We start from the raw sequence: 24800 nt of genomic DNA on the forward strand, positions 1-24800 counted from the left end.
CGGCCGGAGTCCGGTCCCGCCCTACGCCCTACGGCTCCAGTGCGGCGATGACCGACCTGCGCACCGCCTCGTCCGAAAAACGGGCCTGGGCAAAGCGGGTCTGCGCATGCGATCGCGCCAGCCAGGCGGCATCGTCATTCAGCATCCGCAGCAGGTCGTCCGCGATGTCCCGCGCCGTGCGGGAGATCGGCAGGATGTCGGGCAATCCGTCGATCCCCTCGGCGCCGATCGGCGTGACCGTCAACGGCACGCCCTGGCGCAGGGCCTCGACCACCTTGCCCTTGACGCCCGCGCCGAAGCGAAGGGGGACGACCGTGGCACGGCTGGCGCCGTAATATTCATCCAGTTGCGCGTCGCTGACCCAGCCGGTGACCGTGACGACCGCGCTGGCGAGCGCCCTGACGGCCGGCGAGGGCTGGGACCCGACGAGCAGGAGCCTGGCATCGGGACGCTGCGCCAGCACGAGCGGCATGACGTCATTGACCAGGAAGAGCGCCGCGTCCTCGTTCGGCGGATGGGCGAAACCCGCCACGAACAGGATCGTGCTGCCCGGCGTCACGCGGTCACGATGGGTGAAATCGGCGAAACCATAGGGGACGACGGCCCGGAAATCCCGTTCGGGCTCCAGTTTCCGCGCCGTGTCCACTTCCTCCTGCGACAGATAGATGCTGGTGTCGAACGCTCGCCACATGCGGCGCTCGATCTGCTTCATCTCCTCGGCCGCGCGCATCTGGCCGGCATCGCCCGTCAGCATCGCCTCGCGATGCATCCGCTCGAAATGCAGGTCATGGCCGTAGAAGCACAGACGGGCCCGCCGATGCGCCAGCAGAGGGGGCAGCAGCTCCATCGCCACCGAGGGCCGGCTGACCAGCACGCAGTCCAGCGCGTCGCCGCGCTGCGCCAGCCACGCCCCCAGGTCGTCCGGCCGGCGATGGTCCAGGACCTCGATCCCCATATCCTGCAAAACCGGCGTATAGACCGGCGAATAGGCGCGGTTCTGCGGCCAGAATTTCACGACCCAGCCCGACTCGACCAGACTGCGCAGGACGCCCATGATGGTGCGCGATCCGGCGTCCCGGTCGGGTTCGGGAACATAGTGGTCGATCACCAGGATGATTTTCCGGTCCCGCGCCTGGTCATAGGCGCGCACCAGGTCGGCCGCCCCTGCGAAATGGCTCCGGTCCAGCACCTCTGCCCAGCGGGTGCGCATCAGCTTCGCATTGACCAGTTGATGGGCCTTGACCCCCGACGCCAGGTCCGTCCCGTGCGACATGCCCTCGTAATGGACGACGACCGACCGCGGTTCGTAGACCACGCCGAAGCCGCCCGCGCGCACGCGGAACGCCAGGTCGGTGTCTTCGTAATAGGCCGGCGAGAAATCGGTGTCGAACCCGCCCAGCGTCTCGAACAGGTCGCGGCGGATCATGATCGCGGCGCCCGAGATGTAATCGACCGGGCGCCGGTAATTATATTCCGGGCGGCCCGGATCCTGGTTCCGTCCGAAGTTCCAGCCGGTCGCATCCTGCCAGATGATGCCGCCGGCCTCCTGCAACAGGCCGTTGGGGTAGACCAGCTTGGATCCGGTCATGCCGATATCCGGGCGCGCCAGCAACAGGTCGGCCAGCGCGTCGATCGCGCCGGGGCGCAACTGGGTATCGTTGTTCAGAAAGAACAGATATTCCCCGCGCGCCAGTTCCGCCGCTGCGTTGCAGGTTCGCAGGAAACCCAGATTGCCGGCGTTGCGGACGATGCGCGCGCCCGCGACGCGCGCCTGCAGGAAAGACGGGTCCTGCCGTTTCGGATACGCGTCGTCCATCACGATGACTTCGATGGCGGCGATCGGCGGATAGGCCGCGATCGACGCCAGGCAGCGCAACGTGAAATCGTCCTGTCCGTAGGTCGGGATGATGACCGACACGCGGGGCGCGTCGCTGGTCCGCAGGCGAATCGGCCCGTCCGGCGTGTCGAGCAAGGGCGGGTCGAAATCCGCCGGGGCCGGCGGCATGAAGGCGGCGCTGCGCGCGCGGTGAAGGCGCCGCAGCCGCAGACGCTCGGGCAATTGCCCGGTCAGGGTCCACCATGCCGCCTTCACGCCCAGCGTCACCACGCGTCCGGTTCGCGGATGGCGTTCGACCAGGCGACGCACCGGCGCGGTCAGCCGCCAGCTCGTGCTGGTCTCCATCGCCAGCAATCGCGCCTCGGACGCCGCCAGTTGCCGGGACAGGCCGGTTGCGGCGTTCTGTTTGGCGATCGCGTCCGCCGCGCTGAGCCGCGCGGCATTCTCCGCGCTGTCCGCCCGGGCGGACAGCGCGGCCAGGCGCGCCTGCAGGTCGGACAGATCGGCCGCCGCCCGCTCGCGATCCGCCTGGGCCTTCTCCTGTGCCTTTTCCAGCGCGCCCCGCATCCCGATCATCGCCAGTTCGGCATCGGCCCGCACGCGCGGATCGGTATCGAGGTCGCTGCGTTCGATATAGAGCGAAGCGGACAGTTCCGGCAGCGCCGCCGCCGAGGCGAAGGCGATCAGATAAGGGGCCCGCGGCATGTAGTCCGTCGCCTCGAAATACCCCTCCCCCTGCCGGTCGAAGACCAGCGGCGGCCCCCCTTGGCCGGACGGCAGGATGGCCGAACCGATCATCGGCCGCTGGGCCATCAGGGTGACGTTCGGAAAAACCGAACGAAGCGCCGATTCGAACTCGCGCGCGGTCAGTTCGTGGACATGGAACGGGTTGGGCGGCGCGCCGGCGGGGGAGTAGACGATCCGGTCGGGCGTACTGATGACCAGCAGCCCGTCAGGGCGCAGGACGCGCCGGATTTCGGCGAGGAAGCGGTTCTGATCGTCCAGATGCTCCAGCGTCTCGAACGAGACCGCGACGTCGATGCTGTCGTCGGGCAAGGGCAGCGCGCGGGCATCCCCCTGAAGGTAACGCAGATTCGGCCGCCCGAAGGATTCGACGGCATGCGCCACCGACGCCGCGTCGATCTCCACCCCCGTCACCGATGCCGCCACCTGGGCCAGCAGCGCGGCCCCGTACCCCTCGCCCGACGCGACATCCAGGACCGACCGGCCCCGACAGAAGGCCCGCGCCAGCAGGTAACGGTGATAATGCTCGATCGCGATCTGGCCGGATACGTCGGAAGTGAACCGCTCTCCGTTGAATTCGAACGTTTTTTTGGCGGTCTCCCGGCGGATCACTTCACCCATTCTGTCCTCTTACGCGATCCTCGACGGAGCATCGGGGATCCAAGATCAATCCGATCCAGGCCACGGGCGCGCAACCCCCGTGACCGAATCGCCAGCCATGTGCTTATAGAGTGAGCACACAATAAGACAATCATATGACATCCCAAGACGCAGCCAACGCGAATGCCAAGGACCGGTTCCGTGACCCTGCCCGCCACGGGATAAAGCCAAATCATACATGGCGCGCCAGCAACAGACGGGCACGATTTTCAGTAGATCCGAACCGAGCCTATGATATACGGCGACGAATATAAATTGTAAAAAAGTTTTTACCGATATTTTTCTCGAGAAGCCAGAACATGATCCGAATTCCTACCCCCTCGACGCGGCAAACAATTCATGAAAATTGAAAGCGAACTTGTCGTCAAAGACGCCACGACGGACATCCCACGGCTTATTGCATTCACGTTATTTTGCCACGTGTCCATATTATTGTATTATGTCGCCGTCGCCAAAGTCTTCAGCGGCTTTTCCTATTCGGCATGCGAATGGGATTGCGGCTGGTATATCGGCATCGCGTCCGCCGGGTACGATCTGCACCCTCACCTCGGCGGCAATACCAACGGGCAGGCAAACTGGGCGTTCTTCCCGCTGTTCCCCTTGCTGCTGCGTGCCATCCATGCCGCTACGGGCTTCAGCTATCAGCTTTGCGGCGTCGTTCTGAACAATGCGCTCTTTCCGTTGATGGCGGTGGCAAGCGCCCTGTACCTCAAGACGAAACGACGCGAGACGAACGCCTATATGACCGTTCTCGTCTTTCTTGCCTCACCGTTCAGCCTGTATTTCAGGGTCCCATTTACCGAGACGCTCTATGGAATTCTCCTGATCGCCCTTCTGTTCCTGCTCCGTGGCGAAAGGACGTGGCTGGCGTCCGCCGTGGCGGCCTTCTTCACCGCCAGCCGTCCGACGGCGGCGCCATTGCTGGCCGTCCTGGGCGGCGCCCGCATGGTCGCGCATTGTCTGCATGCCCGCATCCAAGGGACGGACATCGCGCGATCGGTGGCCCGGGCCGTTGCGCAATGCCTCCTTCTGGGTTCGGTCGGGGGAATCGGGCTGCTGGGCTATATGCTCTATCTCCACGTCCATGTGGGGGACGCGCTGGCCTTCAAGCATATCGAAACGGCGTGGGGGCGCCATCCCGGCAATCCGGTGGCGCATATCTGGCACGGGCTCCGCGCCCGCGACCTGACCGCCGCGGCGTTCCTGCCCGGGCATGAGGAAAGCCTGACCTATTTCGCGCTCGCCTGCCTCGTCGCAGCCTGCCTCGTCCTGTGGGCATTCCTGTCGGGATTCGTCTTGGAATCCGTTCTCGTCGCGCTGACGCTCCTGCTCTCGACAGCTACCGGCCTGTGGTCCAGCACGCGATATATCTACGCCAATCCGGTGACGCTGATGCTCGTGTCGGCGTTCCTGCAGAAACTGCCTCGCCCCGTCTTCTCGCTGATCCTGTGCGTCTTTTCCATGGTTCAGGCCCTGTTCGTCATCCTCTGGTACCAGGGCTCCCGGTTCCTGATGTGACGCGCGCCTTTATTTCCCGACCATTCTTCATCTCGCCAGCCGGACCGTCCGAATGACCCCCTACAGCCTAGACGTCGTCATCCCGTGCTATAATGAGGAAGACGCGCTGCCCGTTACGTTGCCGCGGATTCTTTCCTACCTGGACGGCCTGCAATCCGACCCGCGCTTCGCGCTGCGCCATTGGCGCGTCATCCTGGTCGATGACGGCAGTGCGGACCGCACCTGGACCATCATCGCGGCGCACGCCGAGCCGGCCCAGGTCGTCGGACTGAAACTGTCCCGCAATTTCGGCCATCAGAATGCGATGCTCGCCGGGTTGAGCCATGCGGACGCTGATGCCATCATCACGATGGATTGCGACCTGCAGGACGACATCAACGCGATCGAGGCGATGCTGCTTGCGTACCAGGGCGGATTCGACCTGGCCCTGGGCGTACGATCCTCGCGCACGAGCGACACGATTTTCAAGAAGGGAACCGCACGCGCGTATTACAGGCTCCTGACCCTTTTCGGGGTCAATGTCATCGAGGATCATGCCGATTACCGGCTGATGTCGCAGCGGGCGCTTCGCGTGCTTCTGGCGCATAACGAAGTCAATCTCTTTCTGCGTGGCATCATCCCCACAATCGGCTTCAAAACGTCGATCATCCCGTATGAGCGACAAGCCCGCGAATTCGGAAACAGCAAATATACGCTGGCGAAGATGCTGGCGCTGGCGATCGACGGCATCACGTCCTTTTCGGTGCTCCCGCTCCGAATGATCGCCGCGTTCGGCGTCGTGGTCTTCCTTGCATCGTCCGTTACGGGCCTGTGGGTTCTTCTGGAACGCCTCGTCTTCAGCGCGACCGTCGTCAGCGGCTGGGCCTCGGTGATGCTGCCCCTGCTGGCCCTGGGCGGGCTTCAGATCCTGTCCATCGGCGTGCTGGGCGAGTATATCGGCAAGATCTATCTGGAAACGAAGCGCCGCCCCCGATTCATCGTCGAAACCGTCACGGATTCGCCGCGCTGACGGCCCGCCGGCCCGTCACCGTCACACCGGTCATCTGCGCCAATCATCTGCGTCATCTGCGCCACTCGGGAAGGGCGCCCAGGACCGAACGCGCCAGCGTGCCCGGCCGGAGCAAGGCACGGATTTCGGTTACGCTCCAGCGGTTCCGCGCCTCGACCGGCTCGGCCAGGCTGTCCTCCAGCCGGTTGTAATAGGTCAATAACGGCCGCCATGTCTCGATCGACCGCGCGACATCGAGGCAGGCCAGGTACAGGTCGCGGGATTCGAGGTCGGCGCGATCGTCGGCGCAATCGGACAGAATGTGAAACAGCTCGGACACCGCGTGGGGGGCGCGGGAATCCCTGGCCAGGTCGCGCAACGAGCCGCGCGAATGCCGGAGCGTTTCATCGAGGAAGGAATTGGAAAATTCCCTGCAGGCCACGGGATCGACCGCCATGCCCAACCGGTCGGCCATGCGGTGCAGTTGCCGCGACGGATCTTCCATCATGCGGTCGTAATCCACGATGACCCGGTTCTTCACGTCCCCGGTGGACAGAACCGAACAGACGACATGTTCCAGCCACAGCATGTAGCCCCGCTCGGCCGGCATCCGCTCCCGCCGTTCGAGCGAACGCACGACGCTGAGCGGATTGCGCAGCGGCAGCACGACGCCGACCCTGCAACCCGTTGCCTCCAGCACCGGACGCCAGAAATCCATGAGCCGGCAGGTACGCGGATCCTTGAAACCCCACAGCCCCCCGCAGGATGCCAGCCGCGCCTTCAGCAGCGCGGCAGCCTCGGCCCGCAATTCGGCCAGGACCGGATGCGGCCAGGACAGCGAACCGACCAGGCCGAGATGGTCATAGGCCGCCTCGATATGCCGCAGCAATGCCTCGTTGATGCGGCACACATCGTTGTCTTCCCAGAATCCCGTCGGGTTGTCGGCCGCCGGCGACATCAGGTTCTCGCCCAGCGAGACACCCAGCACCTGCAGCGCCTTGGTGATCGCGCTGGTGCCGCTGCGGTGCATGCCCAGCACGACGATCACATGACCAGAATTCATATGCATCTGTCGGATCTCTCGCGGCCGGACGCCCTCCGTCATCGGGAAGAGTTCTCGGGCGCTCCAATATTTCCATAAGCCCGCATGGGGATACCCACGGGTAGCCGGCAGAGGTCATGCCCCCTAGAGCATCATCCGACCGAATGGACTCATCCGGTTGGATAAAGATGCTCGTTAAAACAATGAGCTAGAGCCATATCCGTGAACCAGTGTGAATGGATATGGCTCTAGAGCACAGAAAAGCATGATTTTTAGTAAAAGGCGGCTCCCTTCTTCCGAAGACGGGGGAGCGGAATTGATGGTTTATCTTTACGCGCCCGATGTGCCCTTGCCTAATTTCCAATTGTTACATCGCCGCCGATCGGCCGCGTCTTCGCGTCCGTGAATTATCTTTTAATGGATCAAGGATAATTGATCGTCGGACGCGGCGCACGACGAGTCGGCCGTCATGCGCGCCATATTTCGGTCGGAATCGGATGGCGAGATCAGGGTCGTGGCGCCGGCCGCGAACACTGGACCCCTTGGCCGGCGCCACGCCCCCACCGCCCCGCCTGGGCTTGCGGACGAACGGGTCAGCGCGCCCGGTTCAACGTGTCCGGTTCAACGCGCCATATCGCCGATGCCGTCCAGCAGATCCGCCAGGTCGGCGACAAGCCGCCGGGTCTCCTCGCTCGCCTCTTCCCCGCGCAGGCGTGCGGCCAGCGACTGCACGCGATCCCTGGCCTCGTCGATCAGCCGCGACAGGGCTTCATTCCCGCCGTAATGCGTGGACATGTCCGTGACCTCCCGATCCGCCCGGGCCGAGGATATGGCGCATCGGCCGCGATCGACAAACCGACCCTGCCGGCCGTCAGGCACACGATGCAATGCACGAATGGAAGAAGAAAAGGGAAATCATGGTGCTGCTGGACAGGATTGAACTGTCGACCTCTCCCTTACCAAGGGAGTGCTCTACCACTGAGCTACAGCAGCAGCGTGGATGGGCGCTTCCTACCGTCTCCGTTCGCAGGTTGCAACCCCTGCCGAACAGAAAGCGGCGGCCCCCGTCCGGGATCAGTCGTCGCGGTGAATTTTTTCCATCCGCTCATGCCGTTCCTGCGCTTCGATCGACAGGGTGGCGATGGGACGGGCTTCCAGACGCTTCAGGCCGATCGGCTCGCCGGTTTCCTCGCAATAGCCATAGGAGCCGTTTTCGACTCGCAGCAGGGCCTGGTTGATCTTGGAAATCAACTTGCGCGCCCGGTCGCGGGTGCGCAGTTCCAGGGCGCGGTCGGTTTCCACGCTGGCGCGGTCGGTGATATCGGCCTCATGAATGCCGCCCTCGGACAGGCTGGCCAGTGTCTCGTCCGCTTCCTTCAGCAGATCGGCCCGCCATTTCAGCAGCTTCTGGCGGAAATACTCCACCTGCAGCGGGTTCATGAAGTCCTCGTCTTCCGAGGGGCGGTAATCGGGGGGAAGTGTTATCATGATGCGCGTCCTTGAATTTCGCCCCCGGACGAGTCCTCGCCGGACAGGGGCCCGCCGCGAAACGGGCGGCTTATACGCTGCCGGCCGCCATCCGCCAACCCCGAAAGGCCGGAGAACCCGCCTTTCCAGCCGATTCCCGGCCGACCGGATCAGGCCGGCGCATGCGCGGGGGTCGCGGCCGGACCGCGCGCGGCCATCGGGACGCGGGCGGGCATCCGTTCGGGGAACGCACTTTCCCACCCGCCGCCCAGCGCGTCGTAAAGCTGCACCAGGTCGCGCGACAGCGCGCCGGTGCTGCCCGTCAGGTCGGTCTGCGCCCCCAGGACCTGCCGTTCGGCATCCAGCACCGTCAGGAACGTTACCATGCCGTGGCGATATTGGTCGCGCGCCAGGTCCAGCGCGCGCTGGTCGGACGCGACCTGCCGCTGCAGACTGTCGCGGCGCATCTGTTCGTCGCGATAGGCCGTCAGCGCGTCATCGACCTCATGCCACGCCCCCAGCACCGTCCGGCGATAGGTGATCGCGGCCTCCTGCTGGGCCGCGCGGCGCAGTTCCAACTGGCCGCGCAGCCGCCCGCCCTGGAAGATCGGCAGGCTGATCGAGGGGCCGACATTCCACGTCTTTGCGTTCCAGAACCCCAGGTCGCGGAAGGACAGCGACTGGAACCCGAACCCGGCATTGATGGTCACGCGCGGATAGAACTCGGCCACGGCCTCGCCCACCTGGGCGGTGGCCGAGTGCAACTGCGCCTCGGCCTGGCGGATGTCGGGGCGGCGGCGCGCCAGTTCGGACGGCACGCCGACCGGCACGCGCGGGGGAACCGGCGGGATGGCGGTATCCGTCAGCAGCTCGCCCGCCAGGGCCGCGGGCGGGGCGCCCAGCAGCAGGCTCAACGCGTTCACCTGCTGGGCGATCTGCTGTTCGGTCTGGGGAATCCGCGCCGTCACGGCGTCGAGCTGGGCCTGCGCGCTCTGCACGTCCAGTTCACTGACCAGGCCGGCCGCGTTGCGCTGGCGGCTCAGCGCGACCGTCTGCGCCGCGGTGTCGCGATTATCCAGCAGGATGCGCAGCTCGGCCTGGGCCTCGCGCAGCATCATGTAGTCGCGCGCCAGTTCGGCCATCTGCGCGATCAGCACCCCGCGCCGCGCCTCGATCGACGCGTCGAGGTCGGCGGACGCGGCCTCATATTGTCGGCGGACGCGCCCCCACAGATCGACCTCCCACGTCGCGTCGATGCTGTCGCTCCACATATCCAGCACGGGGATGGTGAACTTGCCGGATTCGGCGGCCAGGTTGGTGGTATTGGCCAGCGGCAGCTCGCCCGACTGCCCGATGCTGCTGACGATGCGCTGCAGCACCTTGGTGCTGTATTGCACCCGGCTGTACGATCCGGCGGCGCTCAGCCCCGGATAGCGCTCGGCCCCCGCGATGCGCAGTTGCGAGCGGCTTTGCGCCAGGCGGGCGGTGGCGACGGCGACCGTCAGGTTCTGCGACGCCACGCGGCGTTCCAGCGCCGACAATTCGGGATCGTGGAACACGTTCCACCAGGCCGGATCGGGGGCCGCGTCCGAAATGTCGCTGACCACCCGTCCGGTCGCGGGCCCGGTCGGCGGCACGGCGCCCGACCCGGCCCAATGCGGCGGGGCCCACGGCGCGGGCTTGTGGTAATCGGGCCCGACGGCGCATCCGCTGGCCACGGCCGATACAGCCAGCACCGCGGCCCGCCAAGAATATCCCCTACGCACCAGCCGGCCCCCTTGTCATCCTATGGTTCCCATGCTGCGGCCCCATCCGTGCCGCCCGCCGGCCGCGATCGCGGGCACTATCGACATGGCGGAACACATTGTGACATCATCCAACGCAACTGACCGACCCGTTCGGTCATCGTTCCACACCCTATCGGCTTTCCCCGGCGGGTCAATCCGTCTCCGACGGGGAAAGCACCGGCCGCAGGAGAGCCCCGCGCAATGTCCCCGCTACCGCCCCCCGATGCCCCGGACCTGCCGGGGGCATCCGCCGCCAAGCGGCTGCAGATCATCGAGGGCGCGGCACGAATCTTCGCCGCCCACGGCTATGAGGGCGCCAGCATGTCGCAGATCGCGCGTGAGGCCGGGGTGTCCAAAGGCACGCTGTACAATTACTTCGACAGCAAGGCCGCCCTGTTCACCGCCTTCGTCCGCCGCAGCGCCTGCGAGAAGCTGCCCCTGCTGTTCGAGACCATCGGCGAGAAGCGCACGCCCGAGGAGACCCTGATCGGCATCGCCTCGGCGATGATCCGGCTGACCACGTCGCCCCTGTCGCTGATGCTGAACCGCATCGTGGTGTCCGAGGCCGCCACCTTTCCCGTCCTGGCCGAGACCTTCTGGCAGGTCGGGCCGCAGAGGGCGATCGCGGTCTTCGCCGACTGGCTGGCCGCCCGCACGAACGAAGGCGTGCTGAATGTGCCGGACCCGGTGCTGGCCGCCGAATTGTTCTATGCCCTGTGCCAGACCCGCATCACGGCGCGAAAGCGCCTGCAACTGCCCGTCGCGGCCGAGGCCGAGGACATCGCCCGGATCGCCCGCGCCATCACGCGCGTCTTCCTCAACACGTTCGACGCCGGCAAGGGGCCCCCCGTCCCCGAACCGGCGGCCACGCCCTGAAGGCCCCCTCGTCGACGATCCTGCCATCCGGCCGCCACGGCGCGTCCGTCGCTGGCGTCTCGGCCGGCAACGGTGTACAGCCGCCGCCATGACCGACGCCATCGTCATTCGTCCGGCCCGGCGGGAGGACGCCGCCGCCCTTCCGCTGCTGGAACAGCATGCCGGCGCGCTGTTCCGCACCCTGCCCGACCTGGCCTGGATCGCCGACGACGCGGTGATGACCGCCGAATCGCACGGCGCCGCCATTGCCGAGGAGACATGCTGGGTGGCGGCCCCCCGGGAATCCCACCGGGAATCCCCCGTCGGTTTCCTGACCGCCCGCGTCGCCATCGAGGATGGCGGCGGCCCCGATGCCGGGCGGAAGGTGCTGCATGTCTGGCAGATGGCCGTGGCCCCCGACCGGCAGGGAAAAGGGCTGGGACGGCGCCTGCTGGATTGCGCCGCCCGGCAGGCCGCCGCGCGCGGCATCGCGTCGCTGACCCTGACCACCTTCCGCGACGTCGCCTGGAATGCCCCGTTCTATGCCAGGGCGGGGTTCGACCTGCTGGACCCGGCCGCCCTGACGCCCCGGCTGCGCGCCATACTGGCCGCCGAGGCCGCGCACGGCCTGCCCGCCCCTCGGCGCTGCGCCATGCGCCGCGTGCTGCCCCAGATACTGCCCGGGGCGCTGCCCCGGACGGGCGTGGGCGACGGCCGCGCGCTTTCGTAAACACGCGTCACCATATCCATGCGGCAGCCCCCGATGCAGCCCGGGCCGCCCATGACGGAGCCCACCATGCGTATCACCCTGTTCGACATCCAGGCCATGAAGCGGGACGACAAGCGGATCGCGATGCTGACCGCCTATGACACCCCTTCGGCGGCATTGGCCGAGCGCGCCGGCATACCGATCCTGCTGGTGGGCGATTCCCTGGGCATGACCGTCCAGGGGCACGACACGACCCTGCCGGTCACGCTGGACGACATGATCCGCCATGCCGGCGCGGTGGTGCGCGGCACCGGCCGCGCCATGATCGTGGCCGACCTGCCGTTCCTGACCTATGCCACCGAATCGGACGCCATCCATTCCGCCCGCCGCATGATGCAGGAGGCCGGCGTCCAGGCGCTGAAGCTGGAAGGCGGCGCCTCCCTCGCGCCGATCGTCCGCCGCCTGACCGAACTGGGCGTGCCCGTCATGGGCCATCTGGGCCTGACGCCCCAGGCCCAGCACACGCTGGGGCTGCGCGTGCAGGCCAGGCAGGCCGCCGCCGCCCGGCGCCTGATGGACGACGCGCTGGCCCTGCAGGATGCGGGGGCCTTCGCCATCGTGCTGGAACTGGTGCCCGCCCCGCTGGCGGCGACCTTGGCGCAGCGCCTGCAGATCCCCGTCATCGGCATCGGCGCCGGGGCCGGCTGCGACGGACAGGTGCAGGTCTGGCACGACATACTGGGCTTGCTGCCCGGAAAATCCCCGCGCCATGCCAAGCGTTTCGCCGAAATCGGCACGGCGATCGAAGCCGCGCTGCGCGACTATGCAGCCGAAGTGGAATCCGGCGCGTTCCCGACCGCGGCACAGAGCGCCGGCATGGACCCGGCGGAACTGGCGCATGCCCTGAACACGGAGTGACGCGGCGTGAGCATCCTCACCCGTTCAAACGAGTCCGTTTGAACGGGATCTGCTTGAACGGGACCTGCTTGAACGGGATCTGCTCTGGCGGCATGTCCGCGCGGCCAGGCCGTTGACCAGCAGCAACCCGCCCAGCCAGGCGGCATCCAGCGCGAACGGCACGTAAAGCCGGCCGCCCCAGACGATGTCCACGCCGATCGCCAGCAGGAAGGCGATGGCCACCAGGTTGCTGAACGGCGCCCCGGGCAGGGACGCGACCGGCGCGCCCCCGTCGCGCGCGGCATCTTCCGTAAGGCGATAGCGCAGATGCGCCACCATGATCGTGCCCCAGACGAAGATGAGCAGGAATGAAATGCCCTGCAGGGCATATCCGAACACCCGGTCCGACAGGAAATAGTTCAGCACGACGCCGGCCAGCACCGTGCCGAACGACGCCGCGAACGCCATTGCCGGCACGCCGTTAGCCGTGCGCGCGCCGAACCGGCGCGCCGCCATGCCGCTTTCGGCCAGCGACGCCAATGTCCGGCTGGTCGCATACAGCCCGGCATTGCAGGCCGACAGCGCCGCCAGCACCATGACAGCATTGATCGCCGCCCCGGCCGCGGGCAGGCCCATCCGGTCGAAGGCCAGGACGAAGGGACTGTGCCCCGCATCGGCCTGCGCCCAGGGGACGATCGCCATGATGACCGCCAGGCTGCCGATATAGAAGATGATGATCCGTCCGACGATACCGTTGATCGCGCGCGGCAGCACGCGCGCCGCGTCGTCGGTCTCGGCGGCAGTCAGAGCCACGATTTCGGTCCCGCCGAAGGCGAACAGCGCCACGGGCAGGATGGCGGCGAACCCGGCCGCCCCATGCGGCAGGATCACCCCCGGCGCCAGAAGATTGGCGAAGGACGCGCTGCCCCCGGCCGGACCGACATGGCCCAGGATCACCGCCAGTCCGCACAGGATCAGCGCGACGATGGCCCAGATCTTCAGCAGCGCCAGCCAGAATTCCAGCTCGCCGAACAGGGCCACGGCGCGCGACCCGACCCCCAGCAGCACGGCCCCCAACAATGCGGCGACCACCCATTGCGGCATCCCGGGCAGCCAGTAGCGCACGAACACGCCGGCCGCGGTGATTTCCGAGATGCAGACCAGCGTCCAGATCAGCCAGTAGCTCCAGCCCACCAGGAATTCCATGCGCGCGCCCAGATAGCGCCCCACGAACGCGTTGAGGGTGCGGCCGCCCGGGTCGCTCAGCGCCAGTTCGGCCGCCGCCCGGCCGATCAGAAAGACGACCAGGCCGCACATGACATAGGCCAGCAGGACCGACGTACCCGCCTGCTGGATGGCGCTGCCCGACCCCAGGAACAATCCCGCGCCCACCGACCCGCCCAGGGCCATGAACAGGATATGGCGCTGCTTCAGACCCAAGAACCGACTCCTTCCCCAAGCGCGGCGCGTCCCGGTGGCCGCCGCTTCCATTCAGCATAGACGCCGGCGCGTGCCACGCAAAACAAAACACCGGCCGGCAATGGTAATGAGAACGGAAACCGGCCCGTCTCTTCATACTCCCTTAAACACGACCTGTATCAATACATCCGCTCCAGCGCGAGGACGTTCCTTTCCAACAACAAGCGAGGAATTGCGACATGCCGAGGCGCCTCTTTCATACTCTGGACGGATTGCGCGGCCTGGCCGCGGCCGCGGTCGTCCTGTGCCACACTCCCCTCATCTTCGCGGCCTCCTGGTCTCCGGTCGGCGGGTATCTGGCGGTCGATCTCTTCTTCGGACTCAGCGGCTTCGTCCTCGCCGACGCCTATTCGGCGCGGCTGGACGCGGGCATGGCGCTGTCCAGCTTCATGTGGAAACGGGTCCTGCGCCTCTGGCCGCTCTATGCGCTGGGGCTGACCATCTCGGCGATGGCGACCGCGCTCGCCATCGCCATGTATCATACGCCGGCTTCCAAGCTGGCACCCTTCCTGCCGGCCCTTTTCTACATTCCCTGGTTCGGGTCCGGCCAGTTGCTCTATCCCCTCAACTATCCTTCCTGGTCGCTGTTCTACGAACTGGTCGTCAATCTCGTCATGGCGGCCACGTGGCGAAAACTGAGCAACCGGGTCCTGATCGGCATCGTCGGCCTCTCCGCGCTCGGCCTGATCGCGACCGCCTATTTCTATCAGAGCCTCAATGCCGGATTCTTCTGGAGCCAGATTCCCGGCGCGCTGGCGCGGGTCGGCTTCTCGTTCTTCCTGGGCATCCTGCTGTGGCGCGTCCACCCCCGCACCGTATCGTCCAGGCTCAGTGCCTGGGTACCGATGGTGCTGCTGGGGATCGGCCTGGCCCTCCATCCGTCTTTCGTCCCGCGCGGCGTACAAGACGTGATCGAGGTCTTCTTTCTCATGCCCGCCATCGTCTGGATGGGCGCCGCCACGCAACCGACGGGCAAGAGCCTGGCGATCTTCAAGGCGCTCGGGGCCGCATCCTATCCGCTCTATACCGTGCATGTCCCGATGCTCGCGCTGCTGGGCGCCTTTGCCGTCCACGCCCTGCATATCTCCACCGCCAGCGTTACCTCGCTGCAATGCCTGCTGATTCTGGGCGGTCTGATGGGCTTCGCGTGGCTGCTGAGCGAACTGGACGCGGCATTTCGCGCGCAACTGGACCGCGCCCTGGCGTCGCTCCGCCAACGGCCCGCCGGGATCGCTCCGCCGATCGAAAGCACGCCCTGATCCGTCTCGGGACGGTATTCCGAGCCGGCGGCACAAACGCGGCCGCGCGGGATGTGCGGCGCCCGAAGGCACCGCACATCCCGCGCATTCGGCTTTGTGATTAACGATTCGTATCCGAAACGGGGAACTTACGGGCGATTCGGCAGTTCACCCCGCCGCGAGCGGCACAGCGGACGATCCGCTGTTCCGCATGAGGCGACGAGGAGTGACAGACGTGCCCATATCCGTCGATCCCGCCGTTCCGAACCGCGCCCCGTTGCCGGACGACGATCCCGGAGGTCCCGGCGATCCCGTCGTCACCATGCTCAGGCGCGTCTGCGTCTTCATTCCGTCGGTCATGGTCGCGATCAGCGCATGCATCCTGGCGCTGCGCCACCTGCATCCCGCCGGGCTGGCCTGGGCGCTCGACAATTCATATTTCAGCAATAATATCAGTATTCTACGTGATATTCGCCATCTGGCCGGCGATGATTCCTGGACCCCCATGCTGGCGGTACGCGACTGGCTGCAACGCCATCCGGGGGGCGACGCGTACGACTATTTCTTTTTCGACATGGGCACCAAGTTTCAGTACCCGCTCTCGTCGCTGCTGGCGATCCAGTGGCTTCCGCTCCAGGGCCGGGACGCGGTGCATGCACTGAACCTGCTCGGCCTGGCGGCCTGGTTCTCGATCTTTCCCGGCATGGTCCTGCTGAATCTGCGACTGGCGCGAATGTTCGCGGTCCGGACGGCGGCGCCCGGTCCGTCGGCGCGAACTGTCTGGATCGGCGCAGCGTCGTTGCTGACCACGCTGTGTTTCTATCCGCTGATCCGGGGAGTCTATCTCGGCCAGATCCAGGTTCTGCTGGACGCGCTGTTCGTCTTCGCCTGCTATTTCTACGCCAGCCGGCGGTCCGGACTGGCCGGCGTGCTGCTCGGCCTGTCCGCCCTGGTCAAACCGCAGATGGCGCTGTTCCTGCTTTGGGGGCTGCTGCGCAGGGACCGCGCCTTCGTCACCGGCCTGGCGGCCTGCGCCGGCGCGGGCTATGTCGCCTCGGGCTTGCTCTATGGCTGGTCGTGGCCGCAATCCTATCTGCGCGTGCTATCCTTCATCGGGCGGCACGGCGAAAGCTTCTATGCCAATCAGTCGATGAACGGGCTGGTCAATCGCCTGCTCGGCAACGGCACCAACCTGATCTGGGAATATCACCGCTTCGCCCCCTATGACGGCGTCACCTATGCGCTGACTCTGCTCTCGACCGGCCTTCTGCTCGCCGGCGGTCTCTGGAGCACGCGGGCCGCCGTCACCCCGCGTGCCGCGACCGCCTCCCTCATGGTGGCCGGGCTCTGCTTCACCGCGGCGTCGCCCGTGGCATGGGAACATCATTACGGAATCCTGCTGCCGGTCTTTTCCCTGCTCTTCTTCTCGCTGCTGGAAATACCCGATGCCTCCGACCGCCGCCGGCGCTGGCTGCTGCTGGGCGTCGCCTTCGTGACCGTGGCCAATGTCCTGTCGCCGCTGAACCTCCTGGCGACGACCCGTTTCAACATCCTGCAATCCTATGAATTTTTCGCGGTGCTCGGGGTGCTCCTCCTGGTCTTTCTGTCCAGGCGCGATCTCGGCTGGAGCGTCGGCCATCGGCGCGCACCCCATCCGCAGGCCTTTCCCGGCCTGACCGACGTCAGTTGGCGCTGACCCCGCCCGAACGGATATCGGCGTCCCCCCGTCCCGTCTCCGACATCCTTCAGGGACGGGGCCCGATATAGAACGATATTATAAAACGATATTTCAGAACCCCGCATATCCGGGCCATCGGGCCGGCCGCGCGGGACGGATCGCAGGACATGCGCCTGCCGATCGAGCATTTCACAGCTTGTCCCGCGTCCCGGCGCGCAGATGGCCGGGATCCGGCCCCGAGGAGGGTACGATGCGCGCATACCGCCTGACCACCAGCGTCGCCGCCTATGGCGCCCTGGCGATCGCATTCCTCATGCTCATGACCTGGCTGCAGGTGCACCCGCCTTTTCCCGAACCCCATCCGCTGCCCCTGGGCGATTTCCGCAAGGGCTATTACGCAGCAGGCGAGGCCATTCTGCACCATGGTCCCTCGGCGCTCCTGCCGCTGATCCTCAAGCTCTACTTCGTCAACTGGCCGATCGTCTCCTTCCTGTTCGTGCCGTTCGCGGTCCTGCATCATCGCCTGGGCGAACTCTCGTTCTATCTGCTCAGCTTCGCGGCGATCGGCTATACCTACGTCCTGCTGACCAGAGGATGCACGACCCGCCAGAAATTCCTGGTCCTCTTCCTGTTCCTTCTCAACGGCCCTTTGTGGTACTGCGTCTTTTCCTGCGGCAACACCACGCATTTCGTCCTGCTTGCACTGACCTGCGCATTGCGGTGTCTGCAGACCAGACGGTTTTATGCCGCGGGCGCGCTGATCGGCCTGGCCGCGATCATCAAGCCGATGATCATGCTCTTCGTCGTCTATTTCATATCCCGGCGCCTCGGACGGGCCGCCCTGGCCGGCGCGGGCATCGTCGCCGCGACTGCGCTGTCCTCGGTGGCCGTATTCGGCATGGACTTCACCCGCCATTGGTACATGCGGTGTATCGTCGAATTGTCGCGCAATCCGATCGGCGCCTTCAATAACCAATCGTTCGAGGCCTTCCTGCTGCGCCTGTGGTCGGGGCCGACCTATATGTACGACTACGATTACGGTCATGCCCTGCCTCATCCGCTCATGCTTCTGGCGAAATTGCTGCCGCCGCTGCTGCTTGCGCTGAGCGCCTGGACCGCATGGCAGTGGCGACGCACCATGCCGTGGACCGACATCCGGGGTTTCGGTTCGGCCGACGCCGTCGATTTCAGCCTGCTGATCGCGTTCTGCGTGGTGACCAGTCCGGTATCCTGGACCCATTATTTCCTGCTGCTGCTGCTGCCCTGGAGCCTGTATCTGACGGGCCGGCTGCCGCTTCCGGGCGGCCCGGCCACGAAGATCCTGTTCTGGACCAGCGTCATTCTGTGTTCGCTGCCCGTCTTCTATCCCGGTGCCCTGATGACGGGCCGCCTGGCCCCCATCTGGACACGCACGATCGTATCCCCATGGCTGTGCGGCGGGCTGCTCTTTCTGCTGACTCTCTGCCGCAGTTACCTGCGGGCGACACAGACCGACAGGCCGGAGGATATGGTCGGCACGATCGACGAGACGGCGGAAACCGGCCTCGCGCCATAAACGCGGCGGGACGTGCGTGGAGCGCGCCACGTCGCGCGCCCCATCGAACGGTCCGCCCGAAGCCGGAATCCCGGTTTACGCCCGCCATGGCGGGCAGAGACCAAACCCGGTCCGGAACGGTTCTCCATATTTTCTTAAGCGACATCTGAACCAATACATCTTGCCCGGCACGGAGATTCTTCATTTCGAAAAAACAAAGGAAAATCGTGACATGCCAAGGCGTCTCTTTCACACTCTGGACGGATTGCGCGGCCTGGCCGCGGCCGCCGTCGTCCTGTGTCATACCCCCGTCATTTTCGCGTCCACCTGGTCTCCGGCCGGCGGATATCTGGCGGTCGATCTCTTCTTCGGGCTCAGCGGCTTCGTCCTCGCCGACGCCTATTCGGCGCGGCTGGACGCGGGCATGGCACTGTCCAGCTTCATGTGGAAACGGGTCCTGCGCCTCTGGCCGCTCTATGCGCTGGGGCTGACCATCTCGGCGGCGGCGACCGCGCTCGCCATCGCCATGCACTATGCCCCGGTTTCCAAGCTGGCGCCCTTCCTGCCGTCCCTTTTCTACATTCCCTGGTTCGGATCAAGCCAGGAACTCTATCCCCTCAATTACCCCGCCTGGTCGCTGTTCTATGAACTGGCGGTCAATCTCGTCATGGCGGCCACGTGGCGAAAACTGAGCAACCGGGTCCTGATCGGCATCGTCGGCCTCTCCGCGCTCGGCCTGATCGCGACCGCACATTTCTATCAGAGCCTCAATACCGGATTCATCTGGCCGGAGGCCCCCGGCGCCCTGGCGCGGCTGGGTTTCTCGTTCTTCCTGGGCATTTTGCTGTGGCGCGCCCGCCCCCGCCTTGTCGCGTTCAAGCTCGGCGCCTGGGTACCGATGGTGCTGCTGGGGCTTGGCCTGGTCATCCATCCGTCTTTCGTCCCGCGCGGCGTACAGGACCTGATCGAGGTCTTCTTTCTCATGCCCGCCATCATCTGGATGGGCGCCGCCACGCAACCGACCGGCAGGAGCCTGACGATCTTCAAGGCGCTCGGGGCGGCATCCTATCCGCTCTATACCGTGCATGTCCCGATGCTCGCCCTGCTGGGCGCCTTCGCCTTCCACGCCCTGCATATCCTTCCCGCCAGCGTCACCTCGCCGCAATGCCTGCTGATCCTGGGCGGCCTGCTGGGCTTTGCCTGGCTGCTGAGCGAACTGGACACTGCATTTCGTGGCTGGCTGGACCGGTCCCTGGCCGTGTTCCGGCAGCCGACTGCCGGAACAACGGCGCCGCCGATCCAGAGCAGCCCGTGACGCACATCGATTGGACCCGCGTGACGAAGCGCCATGTCCTGCCTGCGGAATTCGTACAGGGATTCCACAGGCAGGACGCCGGCGTGCAACGATGATGACTCCGCCTTAACTATGCGGAACAACCATCTTCGCGATATCGGCCAAGGCCGAGCGGTAATCGTTGAACAACGTCGCTATGCCGAAGCATAGATAGAAGGCCAGCGCATAGAAAAGGGCGCGATGGGAAAATTCCCATGCCAGGATCCCGCGTACGATGCGGGAATCCTGAAACGGCCGGGTCGTGACGACCAGGGCGATCCCCAGCATGCCCCCGGCAAGGACATCCGAGGGATAATGCAGGCCCAGATAGATCCGCACCAGGTTCAAAAGCGCCACCAGCGCAAAGGCCACGCGCCCCACGCGGATATTCGCCAGGTACAGGGTGCAGGCCAGTCCGAACGTCACCGCGGCATGGTCACTCGGAAACGACGCCCAGTGATTGAGCGTGTCCGCCTGGACACCGAACGGAATCCTGAAATGAAGCGCCGCGTCATGAAGCGGCCTGTGATGTGTCGGCAGCAGAAGCTGCAGGACACGGCTGATGATTCCTGAAGCAAAGGACATGAAAACGCCGACCAGGATGCCCGCGCGTTTCGCGGCGTCCAGCGTGCCGTACCAGGCATAGACGACGAGTGACAGCAGAATCACGCTGGAAAACATATCCTTCGTCAGGCCGAAAATGGCGTGGTCGAGAATGGCCGACCGGCCGGACAGCCTGTTCAAGCCATGCATGATCATATAATCGACCCCCCGCACACCGCCGAGGGACAGCGATGCGACGACGGCAAAGATCAGGATCGGAATCAGCGCGGATTTCGAACCCCTCTGAAAGGACGGTGCAACCGTTTCTCCGGACACGAAGACCTCCTTTTATTATTATTCGTTTCCAAAAATATAATTTTCAATACCGAGACGTCCTGCCACCGGTTCCGGCCGCACACGGGCAGGGCCGGCAGCCCACGTCAAAAATTTGAAAAGCAGGCAACACCGCTCCGAAACGCCTGAAAAACATCATTAACATATATTTCAAGAAAAATTCATATTTTGAATCCAAACAGCGTCTTCCCAGGAACGGGACTCATTGTGCTGTTCTCGACATTTTTTCGATCCGGGCAAAAAAAAGCACGCGTCGATCCGACGCGTGCGTCTTTATCAGAACGGGCGGATGATGCCGTGACGCGCGCCGGCGAGACGGATCGGGGCCGTGTTTCAGGCCGCGCGCGCCATCAGGATCACGCCCGATACGATCACAATCAGCCCCATCAGCCGCGCGGGATGAATCGGTTCGCCCAGGAAGACGATTCCGGCCAGCACCGTCAGGACGATGCCCAGCGCCACGCACGGATAGGCCTGCGAGACGTCCAGACGGGCCAGGACCAGCAGCCAGACGACGGCGCTCAGCCCGAAGGCGAACAATCCGAACAGCACCGACGGGTTCAACGCGATCGCCGTTACCATGTCCCGCAACGCGGCGCCTTTCGTCATCGCCGCCTGCACGGTCCGGCCGGACATGCCGGTCTTCAGCAGGATCTGGGCCGACGACGAGAGAAGGACACTGATCAGAACAAGGGCAAGCGTCACGGATTTCATGAACTGGAACTCCCTTCCAAAAAAACGGAATGACATCAACATTATTTCGGCTACGTTCCGGGCACGTCATAAACACACAGGCGGCCGAAACGGGCCCTGGGCGCCGGACCGGCATCGCGAACGCAGCCATCGACCACATAGGACAGGCCGTGCCGTGCGGCATAGCGCAGCCGGTCCGTCAGATCAGCCAGGCCCTGGACCTCGGCCAGCCGGGTGTGCCATGTCCAGTAATAGGCGGGCGCCCACATCACGGCCGCCCCCGCCGGGCGCGACACCCAGTCCTGCCGGTGCGAAAAATACGCAAAGACGGAAAACCCCTCGAAAAGCCGGTCCTGTTCGGCCGATCGCGCGGACGCGACGCTGCCGAGCCCGCGCGACGCGCCCGGCGGGACCAGAAATTTGGCGCGTTCGGGCGTGTTCGCCCGCGCCCACTCGCCCAGCGCCTGCCAATCGTCGCGCCGCGCCACAACCGTGCGTTCCCAGGTGACCGCATGATAGATGCGCGCCAGGCCGACCAGCGCGACCCCGGCCAGCAGGACCGGCGCCAGGACAGGCCCCCGGGCCACGGACGGCGCCGGCCACCACCACCGCGCCAGCAGCAGCAGCGGGATCGCCGGCAGCAGGCTTTCCGACGAGCAGGACAAGGCCGCCAGCGACGGCGCCCACAGGCGCCGGTCGGCGGCGCGCGTCGACGATACCCATCGGACCGCCAGCCCCGCGACCGCGATCGCCGCCAGCAGGTGCACGCTGCTGCCGGCCCGCAGCAGATGCTGGTTCAGCAGCATGCGCGCATGCGTGACGAAAGGCAGGACGACCCCGACGCCCCAGACGGCGGCCGCCCCCATTATTGCCTGGGGCAGCAGCGCGCCGGGCACGCGCAGCATGGCGGCCGCGGCCACGCCGCAGCAGCAGACGACCAGGAACTTCCCGATCTCCCCGGCCGGGATCGTCCAGATCAGGAAATGGTAGGGGAAGAATTCCTCGAGGAAGGAGACGTAATCGAACCCGGGTACGGGATGGCCGTAGGGGTCGGCCAATACCGTATGCACCACCGGCGCCGCCGCCACAGCGAACAGCGCCAGCCCCGCCGCCGCCTGTGCCGCCAGCGCCCGCGCGGCCCACATCCCCCGGCGCCACTGGACCCAGAGGATGACGGCCAGCGGCGCCGCCGTCCAGACCGCCACGAACGCATTGATGAAGAACGTCACGCCGTTCATGGCGAACGCGGCGGCGACGCGGCGGCGCGCGGCCCAGGCCAGCGACAGCAGCATCGTGCCGTTCGCCAGTTCGGAATGCGTGAAATAATCGATCAGCAGCCCGCCGTCGCCCGCCTTGGAGTAGCCGCGCAGAATCGTGGACAGGGCGATCAGCGTCACGAACAGGAGCTGCCTGCCCCGGGATTCGATCCCCAGCAACGCCGCCCAGGCCAGCATGCCGGCGAACAGCACCAGCCGCGAGAAGATCTGCAGGACGAAGAGCAGCGCATAGACGTCCTCACCCCGTACCCGTCCGGCCAGCATCTGCCAGAATCCCGACGCGTAGAAGCGCAGGGTCTGCACGAATGGATCGTCGGCGAATTGCGGCTCGTCATACAGGCGGGCCAGAATCGGAAAATGATAGAGGTTGTTTTCCTGTCCGCCGGCATATCCGGATATCGCCAGCGACAGGAGCGCGCCAAACGAAACGATCGCGAACGATGCATAATGCCGCAAGGCATATCGTTCATGCGGGATCGCCGTGATCGTGTCGATGCTCGCTTCCATTTTCACCTCGATCCGATTCGTGCGCTCGCAAAAACCAAAGACGCGGGGCCGCCTTCGCGGTCATCCCGCGACAATCCACAGCGCCAACCCGTTCCCGCACGGAAAGTTTCATCCGCCCCGGCATCGGCCTGGTCGCGCGGGAGCCGCTGCCGTGCAACCCGGCCGCCGCCCGCGCCTTGTTTACGCGGGCATCGGCCGAACGGCCCCACGCGCCGCGCACACGCCAGGAATCCGATCATGAAGAAAAAGAACCTTGCCGCCGTTTCCATCGTTCTTTGCGGCACGGCACTGGCATCCGCTGCATTATGGACCCGTCCCGACCGGGCGCTGCGCATCCTGACGGGCGGCATGGCACATGACATTTGCAGCGAGACATTCGTCAGCCTTGTCGATCCACGGGAGACCATTGCCGAGCGCCGCACGTCCGGCGGATTGATGGGACGGATCGACAAGGCGATGCGCTACGATGTCGACCGCACTCATCAGACCGTCGGTGCAAGTATTCTCGGGGCCTTTTCCAGCCGTGCGATCTATCGCCCCGGAATCGGCTGCACCCTGGTCTATCCGGGGGAGTCCCTGACGCCGGTCCGCCTCCCCGGCGTCCTGACCGACCATCCCGAAGAGAGCGCGCCGGTCGAGACGGCCAGTCCGGCCCTGCACGCGGCGCTGGATGCCAGCTTCGCCGCCTCCGCGCAGCCGGCCCGTCACCCGGTCAAGGCGGTCGTCATCATGCATGATGGGCGGATCATCGCGGAACGCTACGCACCGGGATATGGCGTCGACACCCCGGTCTTCAGTTTCTCGGTCGCCAAGTCCGTCATGAATGCGCTGGTCGGCATCCTGGTTCGCGACGGGGCGATCTCGGTCGCGGATGCGGCGCCCATCCCTGCCTGGCATGGCGCCGACGATCCGCGCCATGCCATCACGATCGAGAATCTGATGCGCATGGATAGTGGCCTGAACCTGGACGAAGCCGCCGGATGGACGGATCTGCTGCGACCGCGCATCCAGACCATGTTCGCCATTCCCGACCCCTTCCCCGGCGAGATTCAGGCCGGGCTGGTCTCGGCCCCGGGCACGCGCTGGGCCTATAGCAGTGCTACGACGCATATCCTGGCCCGCATCGTGCGCGATGCCGCAGGGGGCACCGGCGCGTCCGTCCAGGATTTCGCGTTTCGGGAATTGTTCCTGCCGGTGGGAATGCGCCACGCGACCCTGGAAATGGATGCGACCGGCACGCCGGTCGGCGCCAGCGGCGTCCTGGCCTCGGCACGGGACTGGGCGCGGTTCGGTACGCTGTACCTGAATGACGGCATCGTGGACGGCAAGCGCATCCTGCCCGCCGGATGGGCGCGATTTTCCGCCACGCCGACCCTGAATGCCAACTATGGCGCCGGGTGGTGGACCAACCGCCACGCCCCGGCAGCCGCGCCGCCCGTCGGCATGCCCATCATGGCCGGCGTGCCCGACGACACCTATTATGCCATGGGCAAGATGGGCCAGTTCATCGCCATCGTGCCGTCGCGGCGGCTGGTCGTCGTCTGGCTCAGCCGGTCCGACGCGCCGTTCTTCGGCATCGGGAATTTCGGCCGCCTGGTCGCCTCGGCCGTCGCCACCGTACGGGGCGACGGGCATGATGTCGCGGACGATCACGGATAGT

19 protein-coding genes and 1 tRNA gene are annotated in these 24800 nt (G+C 65.7%); 10 read left to right on the forward strand and 10 right to left on the reverse strand.

Going from position 1 to position 24800, the window contains the following annotated elements:
* Positions 1 to 28: 28 nt before the first annotated feature.
* Positions 29 to 3202, reverse strand: coding sequence for a methyltransferase domain-containing protein (locus tag QN315_RS07400; protein WP_323992583.1), 3174 nt, complete (start codon positions 3200 to 3202; stop codon positions 29 to 31).
* Between the two features lie 459 nt (positions 3203 to 3661).
* On the opposite strand from QN315_RS07400, the gene QN315_RS07405 reads away from it, so the two are divergent.
* Complete coding sequence (locus QN315_RS07405) at positions 3662 to 4759, forward strand: hypothetical protein (RefSeq protein WP_323992585.1); 1098 nt, start codon at positions 3662 to 3664, stop codon at positions 4757 to 4759.
* A gap of 52 nt (positions 4760 to 4811) precedes the next feature.
* Positions 4812 to 5768, forward strand: coding sequence for a glycosyltransferase family 2 protein (locus tag QN315_RS07410; RefSeq protein WP_323992587.1), 957 nt, complete (start codon positions 4812 to 4814; stop codon positions 5766 to 5768).
* 52 nt (positions 5769 to 5820) lie between these two features.
* Here the strand turns inward: QN315_RS07410 and QN315_RS07415 are convergent, their stop codons facing one another.
* From QN315_RS07415 to QN315_RS07435, 5 genes are all read right to left on the reverse strand, one after another.
* Complete coding sequence (locus QN315_RS07415) at positions 5821 to 6816, reverse strand: hypothetical protein (protein ID WP_323992589.1); 996 nt, start codon at positions 6814 to 6816, stop codon at positions 5821 to 5823.
* A 594-nt stretch (positions 6817 to 7410) separates the two neighbouring features.
* Positions 7411 to 7584 carry a hypothetical protein gene (locus tag QN315_RS07420; RefSeq protein ID WP_323992591.1) on the reverse strand — a complete coding sequence of 58 codons (174 nt, stop codon included), beginning with the start codon at positions 7582 to 7584 and terminating at the stop codon, positions 7411 to 7413.
* A 123-nt stretch (positions 7585 to 7707) separates the two neighbouring features.
* Positions 7708 to 7782, reverse strand: a tRNA-Thr gene (locus tag QN315_RS07425).
* 81 nt (positions 7783 to 7863) lie between these two features.
* Positions 7864 to 8277 (reverse strand): RNA polymerase-binding protein DksA, encoded by a 414-nt coding sequence (dksA, locus tag QN315_RS07430; RefSeq protein WP_176639938.1) that lies wholly within the window; start codon positions 8275 to 8277, stop codon positions 7864 to 7866.
* 149 nt (positions 8278 to 8426) lie between these two features.
* Positions 8427 to 9992, reverse strand: a complete 1566-nt coding sequence (locus tag QN315_RS07435) for an efflux transporter outer membrane subunit (protein ID WP_323992593.1) — start codon at positions 9990 to 9992, stop codon at positions 8427 to 8429.
* Positions 9993 to 10244: 252 nt separating this feature from the next.
* On the opposite strand from QN315_RS07435, the gene QN315_RS07440 reads away from it, so the two are divergent.
* The 3 genes from QN315_RS07440 to panB all read left to right on the forward strand — a co-directional run bounded on the left by QN315_RS07440 (position 10245) and on the right by panB (position 12525).
* The gene (locus tag QN315_RS07440) at positions 10245 to 10919 is read left to right on the forward strand and encodes a TetR/AcrR family transcriptional regulator (protein ID WP_323992594.1); all 675 of its coding nucleotides are present in this window, start codon (positions 10245 to 10247) and stop codon (positions 10917 to 10919) included.
* An 88-nt stretch (positions 10920 to 11007) separates the two neighbouring features.
* On the forward strand, positions 11008 to 11628 hold the full coding sequence (locus QN315_RS07445; protein WP_323992596.1) for a GNAT family N-acetyltransferase: 621 nt from the start codon (positions 11008 to 11010) through the stop codon (positions 11626 to 11628).
* 66 nt (positions 11629 to 11694) lie between these two features.
* Positions 11695 to 12525 (forward strand): 3-methyl-2-oxobutanoate hydroxymethyltransferase, encoded by an 831-nt coding sequence (gene panB, locus QN315_RS07450; RefSeq protein ID WP_323992598.1) that lies wholly within the window; start codon positions 11695 to 11697, stop codon positions 12523 to 12525.
* A gap of 24 nt (positions 12526 to 12549) precedes the next feature.
* Here the strand turns inward: panB and QN315_RS07455 are convergent, their stop codons facing one another.
* The gene (locus tag QN315_RS07455) at positions 12550 to 13944 is read right to left on the reverse strand and encodes an amino acid permease (RefSeq protein ID WP_323992600.1); all 1395 of its coding nucleotides are present in this window, start codon (positions 13942 to 13944) and stop codon (positions 12550 to 12552) included.
* 218 nt (positions 13945 to 14162) lie between these two features.
* On the opposite strand from QN315_RS07455, the gene QN315_RS07460 reads away from it, so the two are divergent.
* The 4 genes from QN315_RS07460 (at position 14163) to QN315_RS07475 (ending at position 19748) form a co-directional block, all read left to right on the forward strand.
* Positions 14163 to 15242, forward strand: coding sequence for an acyltransferase (locus QN315_RS07460; RefSeq protein WP_323992602.1), 1080 nt, complete (start codon positions 14163 to 14165; stop codon positions 15240 to 15242).
* A 214-nt stretch (positions 15243 to 15456) separates the two neighbouring features.
* The gene (locus QN315_RS07465) at positions 15457 to 16917 is read left to right on the forward strand and encodes a glycosyltransferase family 87 protein (RefSeq protein WP_323992604.1); all 1461 of its coding nucleotides are present in this window, start codon (positions 15457 to 15459) and stop codon (positions 16915 to 16917) included.
* Between the two features lie 232 nt (positions 16918 to 17149).
* Entirely contained in the window at positions 17150 to 18454 is a 1305-nt protein-coding gene (locus tag QN315_RS07470) for a glycosyltransferase family 87 protein (protein ID WP_323992606.1), read from the forward strand.
* A 211-nt stretch (positions 18455 to 18665) separates the two neighbouring features.
* Positions 18666 to 19748, forward strand: a complete 1083-nt coding sequence (locus QN315_RS07475; RefSeq protein ID WP_323992608.1) for an acyltransferase — start codon at positions 18666 to 18668, stop codon at positions 19746 to 19748.
* Between the two features lie 105 nt (positions 19749 to 19853).
* Here the strand turns inward: QN315_RS07475 and QN315_RS07480 are convergent, their stop codons facing one another.
* The 3 genes from QN315_RS07480 to QN315_RS07490 all read right to left on the reverse strand — a co-directional run bounded on the left by QN315_RS07480 (position 19854) and on the right by QN315_RS07490 (position 23140).
* A complete protein-coding gene (locus QN315_RS07480) occupies positions 19854 to 20645 on the reverse strand; it encodes a phosphatase PAP2 family protein (protein WP_323992610.1) in 792 nt (263 codons plus the stop codon).
* Between the two features lie 351 nt (positions 20646 to 20996).
* Positions 20997 to 21377 (reverse strand): multidrug efflux SMR transporter, encoded by a 381-nt coding sequence (locus QN315_RS07485; RefSeq protein WP_176639368.1) that lies wholly within the window; start codon positions 21375 to 21377, stop codon positions 20997 to 20999.
* A gap of 50 nt (positions 21378 to 21427) precedes the next feature.
* Positions 21428 to 23140 (reverse strand): hypothetical protein, encoded by a 1713-nt coding sequence (locus tag QN315_RS07490; RefSeq protein WP_323992612.1) that lies wholly within the window; start codon positions 23138 to 23140, stop codon positions 21428 to 21430.
* A 237-nt stretch (positions 23141 to 23377) separates the two neighbouring features.
* Here QN315_RS07490 and QN315_RS07495 point away from each other — a divergent pair, with 237 nt between their 5' ends.
* Positions 23378 to 24799 carry a serine hydrolase gene (locus tag QN315_RS07495; RefSeq protein ID WP_323992614.1) on the forward strand — a complete coding sequence of 474 codons (1422 nt, stop codon included), beginning with the start codon at positions 23378 to 23380 and terminating at the stop codon, positions 24797 to 24799.
* Position 24800: the final 1 nt, after the last annotated feature.

The sequence above is a fragment of the Nguyenibacter sp. L1 genome (assembly GCF_035199985.1).
GTDB lineage: Bacteria > Pseudomonadota > Alphaproteobacteria > Acetobacterales > Acetobacteraceae > Gluconacetobacter > Gluconacetobacter vanlangensis.

What these genes read in the sequence shown, in the direction of transcription:
- QN315_RS07400 (WP_323992583.1), bottom strand. Translation starts at nt 3,202, where the DNA reads ATGGGTGAAGTGATCCGCCGGGAGACCGCCAAAAAAACGTTCGAATTC.
- QN315_RS07410 (WP_323992587.1), top strand. Translation starts at nt 4,812, where the DNA reads ATGACCCCCTACAGCCTAGACGTCGTCATCCCGTGCTATAATGAGGAA.
- panB (WP_323992598.1), top strand. Translation starts at nt 11,695, where the DNA reads ATGCGTATCACCCTGTTCGACATCCAGGCCATGAAGCGGGACGACAAG.
- QN315_RS07420 (WP_323992591.1), bottom strand. Translation starts at nt 7,584, where the DNA reads ATGTCCACGCATTACGGCGGGAATGAAGCCCTGTCGCGGCTGATCGAC.
- QN315_RS07445 (WP_323992596.1), top strand. Translation starts at nt 11,008, where the DNA reads ATGACCGACGCCATCGTCATTCGTCCGGCCCGGCGGGAGGACGCCGCC.
- QN315_RS07475 (WP_323992608.1), top strand. Translation starts at nt 18,666, where the DNA reads ATGCCAAGGCGTCTCTTTCACACTCTGGACGGATTGCGCGGCCTGGCC.
- QN315_RS07440 (WP_323992594.1), top strand. Translation starts at nt 10,245, where the DNA reads ATGTCCCCGCTACCGCCCCCCGATGCCCCGGACCTGCCGGGGGCATCC.
- QN315_RS07460 (WP_323992602.1), top strand. Translation starts at nt 14,163, where the DNA reads ATGCCGAGGCGCCTCTTTCATACTCTGGACGGATTGCGCGGCCTGGCC.
- QN315_RS07485 (WP_176639368.1), bottom strand. Translation starts at nt 21,377, where the DNA reads ATGAAATCCGTGACGCTTGCCCTTGTTCTGATCAGTGTCCTTCTCTCG.
- dksA (WP_176639938.1), bottom strand. Translation starts at nt 8,277, where the DNA reads ATGATAACACTTCCCCCCGATTACCGCCCCTCGGAAGACGAGGACTTC.
- QN315_RS07495 (WP_323992614.1), top strand. Translation starts at nt 23,378, where the DNA reads ATGAAGAAAAAGAACCTTGCCGCCGTTTCCATCGTTCTTTGCGGCACG.
- QN315_RS07470 (WP_323992606.1), top strand. Translation starts at nt 17,150, where the DNA reads ATGCGCGCATACCGCCTGACCACCAGCGTCGCCGCCTATGGCGCCCTG.
- QN315_RS07490 (WP_323992612.1), bottom strand. Translation starts at nt 23,140, where the DNA reads ATGGAAGCGAGCATCGACACGATCACGGCGATCCCGCATGAACGATAT.
- QN315_RS07415 (WP_323992589.1), bottom strand. Translation starts at nt 6,816, where the DNA reads ATGCATATGAATTCTGGTCATGTGATCGTCGTGCTGGGCATGCACCGC.